At 72.9% G+C, this 14,678-nt stretch carries 11 protein-coding genes; 6 read left to right on the top strand and 5 right to left on the bottom strand.

The genetic code is table 11. The annotated features are described in order from the left end of the window. The first annotated feature begins 64 nt into the window (after positions 1 to 64). A complete protein-coding gene (locus tag IE318_RS03860; RefSeq protein ID WP_030166129.1) occupies positions 65 to 256 on the top strand; it encodes a DUF2795 domain-containing protein in 192 nt (63 codons plus the stop codon). A 92-nt stretch (positions 257 to 348) separates the two neighbouring features. Here the strand turns inward: IE318_RS03860 and IE318_RS03865 are convergent, their stop codons facing one another. Further along, positions 349 to 2,145: a serine hydrolase domain-containing protein gene (locus IE318_RS03865; RefSeq protein ID WP_189896282.1), complete on the bottom strand. Its 1,797-nt coding sequence runs from the start codon at positions 2,143 to 2,145 to the stop codon at positions 349 to 351. A 207-nt stretch (positions 2,146 to 2,352) separates the two neighbouring features. Between IE318_RS03865 and IE318_RS03870 the strand changes: the two genes are divergently transcribed. After that, the gene (locus IE318_RS03870; protein WP_189896284.1) at positions 2,353 to 3,867 is read left to right on the top strand and encodes an acyl-CoA synthetase; all 1,515 of its coding nucleotides are present in this window, start codon (positions 2,353 to 2,355) and stop codon (positions 3,865 to 3,867) included. Here the strand turns inward: IE318_RS03870 and paaK are convergent. Beyond that, positions 3,839 to 5,131 (bottom strand): phenylacetate--CoA ligase PaaK, encoded by a 1,293-nt coding sequence (gene paaK, locus IE318_RS03875; RefSeq protein ID WP_189896287.1) that lies wholly within the window; start codon positions 5,129 to 5,131, stop codon positions 3,839 to 3,841. The genes IE318_RS03870 and paaK overlap by 29 nt on opposite strands. A gap of 646 nt (positions 5,132 to 5,777) precedes the next feature. Here paaK and IE318_RS03880 point away from each other — a divergent pair. The 3 genes from IE318_RS03880 (at position 5,778) to IE318_RS03890 (ending at position 7,686) form a co-directional block, all read left to right on the top strand. Further along, positions 5,778 to 6,020 (top strand): DUF397 domain-containing protein, encoded by a 243-nt coding sequence (locus IE318_RS03880; RefSeq protein ID WP_030166140.1) that lies wholly within the window; start codon positions 5,778 to 5,780, stop codon positions 6,018 to 6,020. A gap of 138 nt (positions 6,021 to 6,158) precedes the next feature. Further along, positions 6,159 to 7,070, top strand: a complete 912-nt coding sequence (locus IE318_RS03885; RefSeq protein ID WP_189896289.1) for a universal stress protein — start codon at positions 6,159 to 6,161, stop codon at positions 7,068 to 7,070. A gap of 118 nt (positions 7,071 to 7,188) precedes the next feature. After that, on the top strand, positions 7,189 to 7,686 hold the full coding sequence (locus IE318_RS03890) for a glycosyltransferase family protein (protein ID WP_030166146.1): 498 nt from the start codon (positions 7,189 to 7,191) through the stop codon (positions 7,684 to 7,686). 88 nt (positions 7,687 to 7,774) lie between these two features. On the opposite strand, the gene IE318_RS03895 is transcribed toward IE318_RS03890, so the two are convergent. Both IE318_RS03895 and IE318_RS03900 read right to left on the bottom strand, forming a co-directional pair. Next, the gene (locus IE318_RS03895; protein WP_189896291.1) at positions 7,775 to 9,775 is read right to left on the bottom strand and encodes an N-acetylmuramoyl-L-alanine amidase; all 2,001 of its coding nucleotides are present in this window, start codon (positions 9,773 to 9,775) and stop codon (positions 7,775 to 7,777) included. Positions 9,776 to 10,129: 354 nt separating this feature from the next. Next, positions 10,130 to 11,269: an aminoglycoside phosphotransferase family protein gene (locus tag IE318_RS03900; protein ID WP_189896293.1), complete on the bottom strand. Its 1,140-nt coding sequence runs from the start codon at positions 11,267 to 11,269 to the stop codon at positions 10,130 to 10,132. A gap of 246 nt (positions 11,270 to 11,515) precedes the next feature. Between IE318_RS03900 and IE318_RS03905 the strand changes: the two genes are divergently transcribed. Continuing rightward, complete coding sequence (locus IE318_RS03905) at positions 11,516 to 13,009, top strand: DNA-binding protein NsdB (RefSeq protein WP_189896296.1); 1,494 nt, start codon at positions 11,516 to 11,518, stop codon at positions 13,007 to 13,009. Between the two features lie 55 nt (positions 13,010 to 13,064). Here the strand turns inward: IE318_RS03905 and IE318_RS03910 are convergent, their stop codons facing one another. Next, entirely contained in the window at positions 13,065 to 14,495 is a 1,431-nt protein-coding gene (locus IE318_RS03910; RefSeq protein WP_189896299.1) for a PP2C family protein-serine/threonine phosphatase, read from the bottom strand. Positions 14,496 to 14,678 lie beyond the last annotated feature (183 nt).

The raw sequence follows: 14,678 nt of genomic DNA on the forward strand, positions 1-14,678 counted from the left end.
AAGTTTTCGTCAGCAAGACCGGGCCGCCCGGCGGCGGCCGTACCACCCCCCACGGGAGGCTCCCATGGCCGACCTCAGCCCCATCGACCTGCAGAAGGCCCTCAGCGGCATGGACTACCCGACGGACAAGCAGCATCTGGTCGAGCGAGCCAAGAAGAACAAGGCGAACGAGAAGATCGTCAGCCGGCTCGGCGGCCTCAAGCAGGACCACTTCGACGGACCGAACGAGGTGCAGAAGGCCGTCTTCAACGAGTGAGGCCGTCTTCGGCAGTCCGTCCCAGGTGAGTGGGGCCGTCTCCCAGGGGTGACGGCCCACTCCCGTCCGCGAAGCCGTTCGCCGGACACCCCCTAGTCCTCCGAGGCCGTCCACCCCGTGGCCGTCACCCGTGCCCCGTCCGCCGGGCGGGCCTCGTCGAATAGGACGCGGTCGCCCACGTCGACCCGCTGGGCGTCGACGTAGGCGCCGCGCCCCACGTACAGCCGGTCCGTCGCGTACCGCCAGCGCAGTGTCAGCTGCCGGGCCGCCGGGAGGTCGGCGGTGAGCCGGTGCCAGACGCGGCCGGAGAAGCCGGTGGCGGTGCCCGCCGGGTACTGCTGCGGCTGCTCGCCCCGGCGCGTCGTCGTGAACGGGACCGGCTGCCAGGTGGCGCCCCCGTCGGCCGTGGACTCCAGGAAGAGCAGGTCCGACTGCGGCTCGGTGTCCCACCACAGGGAGCAGCGCAGCCGCGCACCGCCGCCGGAGGTGTCCAGCGCGGGCAGGGCGAGGGTCGCCGTGGTCGCGCTCGCCATGCCGGAGAACCAGGCCCTGCGGCCCCGGTCCGGGCGGACGGCCACGGCCCGCGCCAGGTTGTTGCCGGCCGCGACCCGCGGAGCCGAGCCGGAGCGCCAGGTGCGCACCGGATGAACGGAGTTGCCGAGGACGACCAGGAAGGAGTCGGTCGTCGGGTCCAGGACCAGACAGGTGCCGGTGAAGCCGGTGTGTCCGGCCGTGTGCGGGGTGGCCATGGCGCCCATGTACCAGTGCTGGTACAGCTCGAAGCCCAGGCCGTGGTTGTCACCGGGGAAGGCGGTGTTGAAGTCGGTGAACATCAGCTCCACCGACTCCGGCTCCAGGATGCGGGCGTGCCCGTAGGCGCCGCCGTTGAGCAGCGTCCGGCCGAGTACTGCCAGGTCCCAGGCGCTGGAGAACACCCCCGCGTGCCCGGCCACGCCACCGAGACTGAACGCGTTCTCGTCGTGCACCTCGCCCCACACCAGGCCCCGGTCGAGACCGGACCACGGCAGGCGGGCGTCCTCGGTGGCCGCGATGTCCGGCTTCCAGGAAGCGGGCGGGTTGTACCGGGTGCGGTGCAGGCCGAGCGGGCCGGTGATCTCCTCGGCCAGCAGCACGTCCAGGGTGCGGCCCGTGATCTTCTCCAGGACCAGTTGGAGGGAGATCATGTTCAGGTCGGAGTAGAGGTACGCGGTGCCGGGCGGGTTCAGCGGCGCCTCGTTCCAGATCAGCTCCAGCTTCTGCTCGTACGTCGGCGCGCTGTACAGCGGGATCCAGGCGCGGAAACCCGAGGTGTGCGTGAGGAGCTGGCGGATCGTCACCTCCTGTTTGCCCGCGCGCCCGAAGTCCGGGAGGTAGGAGGCGACCTTGCCCTCCAGCTCCAGCGTGCCCCGCTCGATCTGCTGCACGGCCAGGATCGAGGTGAACAGCTTGGAGACGGAGGCCAGGTCGTAGACGGTGTCCCGGGTCGCCGGACGCTGCTGCTCGGGCGGGAACTCCACACCGGCGTCGGTCTTCTCGTCGTACGACGCGTAGCGCACCGCCATGCCGATCGGCTCGTGCAGCGCCACGGTGCCGCCGCGGCCCGCGAGCAGCACGGCGCCCGCGTACCAGGGGTGTTTGGGGGAGGGGCCGAGGAACGCCTCGGCGTCGGTGACGAGTTGACGCAGCGGGGCGGGGAGCAGCCCGGCCCGTTCGGGCGAGCCGTACCGCAACGTGGGCCGGCCCGCCGGGGAGGCGGGCGGTCCGGCCGCGGCGGCCGGGCCCGCGGGCAGGGCGGCCAGGCCCAGCGCACCACCCAGGAGCAGGGAGACTCGGCCCAGTTGACGGCGGGTCATCCCGCGTCCGTCTCTGTCCGCCGCGCCGTCGGTCATCGTGAGGCCTCCCGTCGTACTGACTGAAAGTATCTTTCGGGACTTGCCGTGCGGGGTGAAACTTTCCTGTCAGAAGAGGCCCTTGTCAACGGGGCATGCGGAGCCCGGCGAGGACGGAACGGAGGAGGGCGAGCTTGGGCCGCGGTCGCGCACCCACACGGTCCTGGCGCTTGACCTCGCTCCGTGACGGGCCGAGGATCATCTGTCATGACGCCTGGACACGGGAGCACGGTCGACGGAGTCCTGCGGCGCAGCGCCCGGCGCACCCCGGCGCGGGTCGCGCTCGAGTACGGCGAGCGCTCCTGGACGTACGCCGAACTCGACGACGCCGTCTCCCGGGCGGCAAGCGCCCTGCTCGACCAGGGGCTCGCCCCCGGCGACCGGGTCGGCGCCTACGCCCACAACTCCGACGCCTATCTGATCGCCTTCCTCGCCTGTGCCCGCGCGGGCCTGGTGCACGTGCCCGTCAACCAGAACCTCACCGGGGACGAACTCGCCTACATCGTCGGCCAGTCCGGCAGCGCGCTCGTCCTCGCCGACCCGGACCTCGCCGGGCGGCTTCCGGCGTCCGCGCGGTCGTTGCCCCTGCGCGACGCCGAGGACTCGCTGCTGGCCGCGCTGCCGTCAACGCCGCCGTACGACGGCCCCGAGCCGCGCGGCGAGGACCTGGTGCAGCTGCTCTACACCTCGGGCACCACCGCCCTGCCCAAGGGCGCGATGATGACGCACCGGGCGCTGGTCCACGAGTACCTGAGCGCGATCACCGCCCTCGACCTGAGCGCGGGCGACCGGCCGGTGCACGCGCTGCCGCTCTACCACTCGGCGCAGATGCACGTGTTCCTGCTGCCGTACCTCGCCGTCGGCGCGACGAACATCGTCCTCGACGCACCCGACGGCGACCGGATCCTCGACCTCGTGGAGGCCGGGCGCGCGGACAGTCTGTTCGCCCCGCCCACCGTCTGGATCGGCCTGGCGGGCCGCCCCGACTTCGCCGGCCGGAACCTCGAGGGACTGCGCAAGGCGTACTACGGGGCCTCGATCATGCCGGTGCCGGTCCTGGAGCGCCTGCGGGACCGCCTCCCCGGGCTGGCGTTCTACAACTGCTTCGGCCAGAGCGAGATCGGGCCGCTGGCCATGGTGCTGGGCCCCGACGAGCACCAGGGCCGGATGGACTCCTGCGGGCGGCCGGTGCTCTTCGTGGACGCCCGGGTGGTCGACGAGGACGGCAAGGACGTGCCCGACGGCACCCCCGGCGAAGTCGTCTACCGCTCCCCGCAGTTGTGCGAGGGTTACTGGGGCAAGCCCGAGGAGACCGCCGAGGCGTTCCGGGACGGCTGGTTCCACTCCGGCGACCTCGCGGTGCGCGACGCGCACGGCTACTACACGGTCGTGGACCGGGTGAAGGACGTCATCAACTCCGGTGGTGTGCTGGTGGCCTCCCGCCAGGTCGAGGACGCCCTGTACACGCACCCGCGGGTCGCCGAGGTGGCCGTGGTCGGCCTGCCCGACGACCGGTGGATCGAGGCCGTCACGGCGTTCGTCGTGCCGCGCGGCGAGGTCACCGAGGCCGAGCTGATCGCCCACGCCCGCGAGCGGCTCGCCCACTTCAAGGCGCCCAAGACGGTGGTCTTCGTGCCCGACCTGCCGCGCAACGCCAGCGGCAAGATCCTCAAGCGGCAACTGCGCACACGGGTCACGAGCGCAGGTCCACGATCCTCCTGATCTTGCCCACCGAACGCTCCAGGGACTCCGGCTCCACGATCTCCACCGCGACCGACACCCCGATGCCGTCCTTGACCGCGGCCGTGATGGAGCGGGCGGCGGCCTCCCGGGCGGCCGGGCCGGTGCCGGGGCGGGCCTCCGCGCGGACCGTGAGCGCGTCGAGCCGGCCCTCGCGGGTGAGGCGGAGCTGGAAGTGCGGGGCGACACCCGGGGTGCGCAGGACGATCTCCTCGATCTGCGTGGGGAAGAGGTTCACCCCGCGCAGGATCACCATGTCGTCGCTGCGGCCGGTGATCTTCTCCATGCGCCGGAAGACCCGCGCCGTGCCCGGCAGCAGCCGCGTCAGGTCCCGGGTCCGGTAGCGCACGACCGGCATCGCCTGCTTGGTGAGCGAGGTGAACACCAGTTCCCCCTCCGCGCCCTCCGGCAGCACCTCGCCGGTGATCGGGTCGACGACCTCCGGGTAGAAGTGGTCCTCCCAGATGTGCAGGCCGTCCTTGGTCTCCACGCACTCCTGCGCGACGCCCGGCCCGATCACCTCCGACAGCCCGTAGATGTCGACCGCGTCGATCCCGAACCGCTCCTCGATCTCCCTGCGCATCTCCTCGGTCCACGGCTCGGCCCCGAAGACCCCGACCCGCAGCGAGGTGGAGCGTGGATCGACGCCCTGGCGTTCGAACTCGTCGAGCAGCGTCAGCATGTAGGACGGGGTCACCATGATGATCCGGGGCTCGAGGTCCTGGATCAGCTGCACCTGCCGGGCGGTCATGCCGCCCGAGGCCGGGACGACCGTGCAGCCGAGCCGCTCGGCGCCGTAGTGGGCGCCGAGGCCGCCGGTGAACAGTCCGTAGCCGTACGCCACGTGCACGGTGTCGCCGGGCCGGGCGCCCGCCGCGCGCAGCGACCGGGCCACCATGTCCGCCCACATGGACAGATCGTCGTCGGTGTAGCCGACCACCGTGGGACGCCCGGTGGTGCCGCTGGAGGCGTGGATACGGCGGATGCGTTCGCGGGGCACGGCGAACATCCCGTACGGGTAGTTCTCGCGCAGGTCCGCCTTGGAAGTGAAGGGGAAGAGGGACAGGTCGGCGAGTGAACGGCAGTCCTCCGGACGTACACCTGCCTTGTCGAAGGACTCCCGGTAGAACGGCACGTTCTCGTACGCGTGCCGCAGCGAGGCCCGCAGCCGCTCCAGCTGCAGCGCCCGCAGCTCAGCCACGTCCAGCCGTTCCCCCGAGTCCAGCAGCTCCGTCGCCTGCGCCATCCGGAACTCTCCCTCACTTACCACGACAATACGGTCGACCGATCATTCGGTCGAGATGCTGGGATCAGTAATCCAGGCCGTCCGGCCCCAGGCAAGACCCGAGGGGAAATTCCCTCGGCGGCCGGCCCTCCCGGCGGCCGGGATCGACGCCGTCGAGCGCGCATGCACCTGCTCGGGGACTCGGCCGGCGGCAGCCTCGCCGCGCCGTACGCGGCCCGCCGCCCCGGGCGGGGGCACGGTTCGCGCTCATCACCACCGCCCTGCGCCCGCTCGGCCTGTGCGCCACGGCGAGGGCCGCCCGGCCGCCGCCCGGCTGCGGCGGGACGAGCCGTGGTCCGACACGGCGGGACCCCGTCGCGACCTGGCCCGCCGGGCCGCCGAGGCATCGACCCGGCGTGGTTCGTGCGCCGTGTCGCCGCCTTCTTCGCGGTCACCGCGCCGCCCTCGGCGAGGTGACCGCCCGGCCGGCGCCGATCCGGTTACGGTGCCCGGCAGAGGACGGGGCACCACGGGCCGTCCGTCCTCTCCGTGCGCCTGGCGGGAGCGGAGCAACCGGCTCCTCAAAGGTCCCCCTCGCGTGGCCTGTCGGCACCCGGGTGCGATCGCTAGGCTGGCCCGCGGACGACGAATCGGGAGGAGCACGGACGTGGCCGAGAGTACTGTCCAGCAGCACCCGCTCGCGGGATGGGACAAGCCGGAGCTGGACCTCAGCAGCGCCGAGTGGCAGTCCAGCAGTCGCGGCCTGGGAGATGTCCAGATCGCCTTTGTCGAGGGATTCATCGCGATGCGCAACAGCGGCCGCCCGGGCGGTCCGTCCCTGATCTTCACCCCGGCGGAATGGGGCGCGTTCGTGTCGGGGGCGCGGGAGGGGGAGTTCGACCTCACCTGACGGGCGCGGATCGGGGGGTGTGCCCGGCGCTTTTGGGGACACGCGATCTGTGAGGGCCTGCCGGGCCGGCACCGTCGCCGGGCCGGACCCGGCACGAGCCCGGCAGCGGGCAGGGTCGCCACCCGGAGGTGAGGAACCATGAGCAGCCCGCCGGTCGTCGCCGCCGTCGACGGCTCGGACGACAGCCTGCGCGCCCTGGACTGGGCCCTGGACGCGGCCCGGCGGCGAGGAGCGCTCCTGCGGGCGGTGCATGTGCGGCAGTACGCCACCTGGGCCCCCGACGTCCTGGTCGCCGGCCCGCCGAACGGCGAGGACGACCCGGTGCTCGACCACGCCCGCACCCACCTGGCCGGGCGCACCGACGACGGCACGCCGGTCGAGTACGTGACCCTGGACGGACTGCCCGGCGCGTTGCTGCCCGAACTGGGCGCCGGCGCACAGCTGTTGGTGCTCGGCTCACGGGGCCGCGGCGGCTTCGCCAGCCTGCTGCTCGGCTCCAACGGCCTGGCCGCCGCCCGGGACGCCGAGTGCCCGGTCGTCGTGGTGCCCCGGCCCGGCCGAGCGGTCCACGACGAGGCGGGCGAGGCACCTACCGCCCCGGGGCCCCGGGTGGTCGTCGGCCTGAACGTCGACAGCCCCGACGAGGCGGTGACGGAGTTCGCCTTCACCGAGGCCGCGCGGCGCGGGGCCCGGGTCCGGGTGGTGGTCGCCTACGCCTGGCCCGCCCGGACCTGGCTCGCTCCCAACGAGTACATCTCGCCGCTGATCGACCAGGGCGAGGTGGAGAACGAGGTCCGGACCCTGGCCGAGGGCTTCCTCGACCCGCACCGCGCCCGGCACCCCGGCGTACCCGCCGACCTGCACGTGGCGCCCGGCGACGCGGCCGGCCACCTGGTCGCCGCCTCCGGGGACGCCGAACTCGTCGTGGTGGGCCGCCACCGCCGTCGGCTGCTCGCCCCGGCCCGCATGATCGGCTCCGTCACCCACGCCGTCCTGCTGCACGCGGCAAGCCCGATCGCGGTGGTCCCCCCGTCACCCCCCGAGGAGTGAACGCCGCACACGCACGGCACACGGTGCCCTGCGCCGAACGGGTTCGGGTGATTTCGGGAAGGGGCTGGAGGGGCTGCCCGGAGGACGCGGAGGGGGCCGGGGCACGTACCATGGCGGCATGTCGTTCCTCCGTCGCCGTAGCGCCACCCCCGCCGGGCCCGACTTCGACGTACTGGCCATGGACCCGGGCGACTGGCCCGGCAACCTCGGCGCCGGGCTGCTGCCCGCGCCGGACGGCACCTGCCAGGGTGTGTTCCTGCGCTACGACCTGTTCGGCGGCCGCGGCACCGCGATGATCATCGGCAATCTCCCCGAGGGCTCCCCGGCCCGGGAGGTCGCCGAGGGCGAGGTGCCCTTCGAGGTGGCCCAGCTGCTGCTCGCCCTGGAGAACGACGAGGAGGTCACCGTCGTCGGCACCGAGGACATGCCGGTGCTGCAGGGTGACAACCTCCTGATCGTGCGCCGGCTGAAGCTCTCCGAGAGCCGGATCTCCTGCGTGCAGTTCGACCGCAGCGACGGCGTCCTGGTCACCATCGCCGCCTGGGACCGCCCGATCACCGACGACCTGTACGCCCTCCTCAAGCCGCTGCCCGCCGAGCTGTTCCAGCAGGGCTGACCGACCGGATCAGGCGGCGAGCGAAGGGCCGGCCCCCGTCGAGCGAGAGGCCGGCCCTTTTCCCCCGTGGTCCCGCGTACCGCGGTCCCTACCGGACCGAGGACTCCAGCTGCACGTCCGCGGCCCGTACGAACTCCACCCGGTGGCCGAACTGGATCTCGTAGTACAGATCCTTGCCGGTCACCACCCGGTGCGAGTCCGTGGTGAAGGTGACCGCGTACAGGTACTCGCCCGGCACCAGGTCACCGACCACGTACTTCTGGCCCGCGAGCAGCTTGTACGGCAGCGGCGACACCGACTGCGCGGGCACGCCCGCCGGATAGGCCTCCTTCTCCGGATACGCCCGCCCGTACACGGGCACACTGTCCAGCCCGGCCTTCGGCGTCACCACCAGCCCCGCCGCGTTCACCGCGGTGGGCTGCTGCGCCGGGTTCTGGAACCAGGCCTTCTGCCCCAGGTACCAGATCGCCGTCCAGTCGCCCTGCCGGTCGGCGACCGCGTACTGCTGACCGGTCTCCACCCGCGAGGCCACGTCGTTGACGTCGATCGTCGAGTCACTGCCGTCCGGCCTCAGCCCGATGTCCTTGATCAGCGGCGAGGAGGTGTCCGGCTGCGAGTACAGCCGCACCTCGCTGGAGCCGTGTGCGGCGCACAGCTCGCCGGACGTCTCGCAGCCCGTGTACTCCGGCTGGTTGGCGGTGTAGTCGGGGCGGATGGTCACCAGCCCGCCGTTCTTGCCGGCGGTGGCCTCGAACGGCCGGCCGAGCAGCTGGAAGTAGTGCTGCCAGTCCCAGTACGGCCCCGGGTCGGTGTGCATGCCGGGGATGGTCCCGGTGGTGGGGCCCGGCACCGTGTCGTGGCCGAGGATGTGCTGCCGGTCCAGCGGGATGCCGTACTTCCCGGCGAGGTACTTCACCAGCCGCGCCGAGGAACGGTACATCGCCTCCGTGTACCAGGCGTCCGGATCGGCGAGGAACCCCTCGTGCTCCAGGCCGATCGAGGCCGCGTTGACGTACCAGTTCCCCGCGTGCCAGGCCACGTCCTTGGCCTTCACATGCTGGGCGATGTGCCCGTCGGTGGAGCGCAGCGTGTAGTTCCACGACACATAGGTGGGGTCCTTGATCAGATTGAGGACCCCGTCCCAGCTGCCCTCGGTGTCGTGGATGACGATGTAGCGGATGCGCTGCGAGGCCGGCCGGTCGGACACGTCGTGGTTGCCGTAGTCGTCGGTGCCGAACTGCTCGTACGGCGCCGGGATCCACTCGCAGGACACCGAGGCCGGGCACTCGGTGCCGGCCGCCGAGACGTTCCGCAGCCCGGTCAGCGCCAGCTGCGTCAGGTCCGGCGCGAGCTGCGGCCGGGCGGCCAGGACGACCTGCTGCCCGGCGTCGGTGGTGCGCCGCTCGCCGGAGCGGATCACGTCGTAGACGTCGTTGGCGTACGCCGCCGCCGTGGCGCTGTCGTCCGCCCCGGAGAACTCGGCCACCGCCCCGTACCAGTCGGCCGGGTTCTCGCTCAGCGGCTCGCCGAGCTTCTTCTGGGCGGCGGCCAGCAGCGCCGCACCGCCCTCGACGTTCGCCGCCGCGTCGCTGCGCAGCCGCTCGGCGGGGATACCGGTCAGCCCGGCCGCCTTGGTCAGGGTCTTCAGCCGGTCGGGCAGTTCGGAGTCCGTCGGCACCTTCGCGTCCGGGTGCAGGGCCGGGCGGGCGCTGTCGCCGCGTGCGTCCTCGGTGCCCTCGCTGTGGTGCGGGGCACGGGCGAGCGCGGTGCGTGCGTCGGTGAGGTGCATCGGGCCGTAGCCGCCGGTCACACTCGGCGCGCCGCCGTGCCCGTCCCAGCGGGACTGCAGATAGGACACGCCCAGCAGGACGCTGAGCGGCACGTGGTACTCGGCGGAGGCGGAGGTGAACGCGTGCTGCAGCCGGCCGGTGTCGTCCGCGGCGGCGCCCGCGGAGGGGGCGGCGCCCAGCAGCGGCAGCAGCAGCGCGGCGGCGGCGACCGCGCCGGCCGCCGTGCGCGCGCCTCCCCCCGCTCTCGGCGCGCGTCCGCGGGCCGGTGCAGGTCTGGGGTGGGTGGCGGGTCCTCGCAATGCAGCCTCCTGGGGCGCTCGAGCGTGGCGGGGCGTGCGGGGCTGGTACCACTGAGACCCAGGGGCTGCGACAGCTCCCGCGGGTTCAGGCGTGATCAGTCGTACCGGCTGCCCGACGATCCGTCAATCATGCGCACGCCACCGTGATTTCCCACGTCAATCGGGGTTCCGGCGAGTTTCGTGACGGCGGGACCGGGGCCTGCGGGGCGTCAGTGGCGTACACCAATGGCCTCGCCACGGGTACTCCGAAAGTGAGACACGCAGGGGAAGCGGAGTGGCACACGAAATGTCACACGACAAAGGTCCGCGGGGCGCCGCCGTGCGGCGGACGCGCCACGGACCTTTGTCCCCGTGTCAGCGAGTGCCGACCGCCGCCCGCACGGCCCGGCGGGCCAGTTGGCAGTCGTCGTGCAGCCGCCGCAGCAGCAGCCGCTGTTCCTCGCCGGACGGCACGGCACCCGGATGGGCCGGGCCCGGTGCGGCCGGGGCCGCGTCGTGCATCGAGCGCTGCACGGCCGTCTCGTACGTACGGATCTCCCGGGTCAGCACCAGCATCAGGTTCACCAGGAAGGCGTCCCGCGCCGCCGGGCCCGCCGCCTGGGCGAGCTGGCTGATCTGCCGCCGCGCCACGGGTGCGTCCCCGAGCACCGACCACAGCGTCGCCAGGTCGTAGCCCGGCAGGTACCAGCCCGCGTGCTCCCAGTCCACCAGCACTGGACCGGCCGGTGAGAGCAGGATGTTCGCGAGCAGCGCGTCGCCGTGGCAGAACTGGCCCATGCCCTGCCGGCCCGCGGCGTGCGCGATGCCGTGCAGCAGCTTCTGCAGGTCGCCCATGTCGCGGTCGGTGAGCAGCCCCAGCTCGTGGTAGCGGGAGATGCGGGCGGCGTAGTCCAGCGGGGCGTCGAACGTGCCCGCCGGCGGGCGCCAGGAGTTCAGCCGGCAGATCGCTCCGAGGGCCGCCCTGATGTCCGCCCGCGGCGGGGTCTCCACCGGGTGCCGCTGGAGCGCGGCCACCCGGCCCGGCATGCGCTCGATCACCAGTGTGCAGTTGTCCGGGTCCGCCGCGATCAGCCGGGGCACACGGACCGGTGGCCGGTGCCGGACGAACGAGCGGTATGCGGCTATCTCGTGCCGGTACCGCTCGGCCCACGCGGGCGAGTGGTCCAATAAGCACTTGGCGACGGCCGTGCTGCGCCCGGTCGTGCCGACCAGGAGCACGGAGCGGCCGCTGCGGCGCAGCACCTGCACCGGAGCGAACTCCGGACAGATCCGGTGCACCGAGGCCAGCGCCGTGCGCAGCTGGGCGCCCTGGGGGCCGGACAAGTCGATTCTCCCGCTGAGCGGTTGTGTGCCGATCCCCGCGGCGCGCCGCGGTCGGCCCGCACCGAGCACGGGGGCCGCCGGACGCGCGGGGTCGAGGTAGGGGCCGCCGACGCCCGGACGGGGGCGCAGCGACCGGGGCGGGGCGGACACGGAGGACGATGCTGCGTACATGACCGAGACAGATCCCTTCGTGTGCCTGCTGCTTGATGCGCGCTGCCCGGCCCGGTGGCCCTGACGCACCCTGGGGAATGCGCCTGTCATATCGACGGGCCACCGGGTCGGGGTGGCGCGTTCCTACCTGACACCCGTTGTCCCGTGGCACACCATCTGGCGCACCCTGGCGAACCCTGGCGAATAGTCGCCCGGCAAGTCTCGGCGGGTCTACTGTCAACTCAGCCGAGTACCTGGGGGCTTGACGTGACAGGACAACCCAACACCCGTCTCGCGGACCTGTTCGGCCTGGCCGGCTGGTCCAAAGGGGAACTCGCGAGGCTGGTCAACCGGCAGGCGGCGGCCATGGGCCACCCCCAGTTGGCGACCGACACCTCCCGGGTGCGGCGGTGGATCGACACGGGAGAGATCCCGCGCGATCCCGTACCGCGGGTGCTGGCGGCCCTGTTCACCGAGCGTCTCGGCCGTGTCGTGACCATCGAGGACCTCGGTCTGGTACGGCACGGGCGCACGGGGAAACGGCAGGGCGACGGGAGTGTGGACCTTCCCGACGGAGTGCCGTGGGCGCCCGAGCAGACCGCCGCGGTCCTCACCGAATTCACGGGAATGGACCTCATGCTCAACCGACGCGGCTTGGTGGGCGCGGGTGCCGCGCTCACCGCGGGATCCGCACTCAGCGGCGCCATGCACGACTGGCTGCACACCGACCCCACGCTCAAGGCCGACGGCCCCCGACTCGACCAGCCCCTGCACGCCGACCCCGCCGGGTACGACCGTTACGACGCCGCTCCCGTCGGGTCGCAGGAAGTCGAGGAACTGGAACGCTCGGTGGAGGTGTTCCGGGCCTGGGACGCGGCCCGCGGTGGCGGGCTTCAGCGCAAGGCGGTGGTCGGCCAGCTCAACGAGGTGGGCGGCATGCTCGCCTACCGCCACCCACCCCACCTCCAGCGGCGCCTGTGGGGCGTCGCCGCCAACCTCGCCGTCCTGGCGGGCTGGATGTCGCACGACGTCGGTCTGGAGCCGACCGCGCAGAAGTACTTCGTCATCGCCGCGCACGCCGCACGCGAGGGCGGCGACCGCCCCCGCGCGGGCGAGGCGCTCTCTCGCGCGGCACGCCAGATGGTGCATCTGGGCCGGCCCGACGAGGCGCTGGACCTGATGAAGCTCGCCCAGTCCGGCTCGGGCGAGCGTCTGCAGCCGCGCACCAAGGCGATGTTCCACACCATCGAGGCCTGGGCGCAGGCGTCGATGGGCAAGGGCCAGGCGATGCGCCGCACCCTCGGGCAGGCGGAGGACCTGTTCGTCTCCGAGAAGGGCGACGCGGAGCCGCTCGACTGGATGCAGACCTTCAAGGACGAGGATCTGTACGGCATGCACGCGCTGGCGTACCGCACGCTGGCCGAGTTCGACCCGGGCGCGGCCGTGCACGCCCAGCACTACGCGGAGAAGGCCCTGACCCTGCGCGTCGACGGGCGCGAGCGGTCGAAGATCTTCGACCATCTCTCCATGGCCTCCGCCTGCTTCATCGCGGACGATCCCGAACAGGCGGCGCGGTACGCCCGGCTGGCCCTGATGGCGATGGGGTCGAACTCCTCCCGCCGCACCTGGGACCGGCTGCGCCAGATGTACCGGCTGACCGCCCAGTTCGCGAGCTATCCGAAGATCCACGAGCTGCGGGAGGAGATCCGGCTGGTCATGCCCAAGGGCAAGGGCAAGAGCCCGGGCAGCGCACTCGCGTAGGGGTCGGTCGGTACCCTGCGACTACGTCGTCACCACCTCTTCGTCGTCACTATGGCTACGTCGTCACTCTGGCGACGAGCACACAGGCGTCGTCCGTGCGCCCGCTCGTGGTGAACTCCTCCACGAGCGTCCGCACGCAGTCCCGCGCGCTGTGCGCCGCGCCGAACCGCGGGGCGAGGGCGAGCAGGCGGTCCACGGCGGCCGTTTCGCTGTGCCCGGGCACCAGTGTGCCGGTGTGCAGCACCAGCAGGTCGCCCACGTCGAGGGTCTCCTCGGCCTGCCCGTAGGCGGCGCCGGGGGTGGCGCCGAGCGGGACGCCCTCCGGCGCGTCCAGGGCCCGCCCCGTCCCGTCGCGGAACAGCAGCGGGGCGGGGTGGCCCGCCCGTGCCCACACCAGGGCGCGGGTGGCGGGCCGGTATTGGCAGCACACGGCGCTGCCCAGGGCCGGCTCGGCGGCGGCGTCCAGTAACCGGTTCAGTCCCGTCAACAGCCGTCCCGGCGCGGTGCCCGCCATCGCCAGGCCGCGCAGGGCGCCCAGCAGCATCGCCATGCCGGAGGCCGCGCCGGGCCCGTGGCCGGCGAGGCCGCCGACACCGAGCAGCAACTCGCCGTCGGACAGCTCCTGCGCGTCGTACCAGTCGCCTCCCACGGGCGCGCCGGCGGAGGCGGGTAGGTGGGAGGCGGCCAGGTCGAGGGCGGGGCGGCCCCGGCGCGGCAGTCGCAGGGTGCCCTGCCACGACGGCAGCACGGCCTCCTTCAGTTCGGCCGCGAGCCGGCGCTCGGTCTGCGCCAGGTGCCGGTGGTGCTGGAGGACGTCACGGGTCTCGCGCACCGCCGACTGGCTGCGGCGCAGCTCGCTGACGTCGCGCAGCACGGCCCACATCGAGGAGGTGCCGCCGTCGGTGTCCACCACGGGCTCGCCCATCATGTGGACGGTACGGACCGTGCCGTCCGGTCGCACGATGCGGAACTCCCCGTCGATGAGCCGGGCGTCGACCAGGCAGTCGGTGATCATCGCGGTGAGCCGGGGCCGGTCCTCGTCGAGCGCCAGGGAGGGCAGTTCGTCGAGGGTGAGGGCGGGGTCGGCGGGGTCGCGGCCGAGGATCTGGTAGAACTCGGCGGACCAGCCGGCCTCGTCCGTCAGCAGGTTCCACTCCGCGCTGCCGACCCGGCTGAGCAGGGAGCCCCGGCGCGCGCCGGCCGGTTCGGCGGATGCGGCGGCCGCCGTGCCGGGTACGGCCGGGACCGGAGGCGGGCCGTCCCGCAGCTGTATCAGGTGCTCGCCCAGATCACGGAGTTGGTGCAGGGCCAGGTCGCACAGCGCGCGCTCCCACCGGTCCCGCGGGTCCGCGGTGTCGTCCCGCGTCTCCTGCCGTACGGCGTCCACCTCGCCCCGAAGCCTGCGTGCCTGCGATATCAGGGCGTCGACGGCGCCGCGTCCCGGCGGCTGGGCGGCCGAGCGGTCCGCGGAGAGAGGGGACGGCATGACGCACTCCGGAAGGGGGGGGGACGAGCGGTGCGGCCAGGGCGGTGTGGGGGACCGCTACGACTGTTGCACAGCGGGCGACGGCCCGTAAGGGATTCGGCAACACACGATACGGTGGTGCAGCTGGCATATGCCACAGTCTTCCCCGAGCGACTCGACCGCTGCCGCGGCGTACGCGATCGG

Origin of the sequence: Streptomyces spiralis, from assembly GCF_014654675.1 — a bacterium.
In the GTDB taxonomy this organism is placed as follows: Bacteria; Actinomycetota; Actinomycetes; order Streptomycetales; family Streptomycetaceae; genus Streptomyces; species Streptomyces spiralis.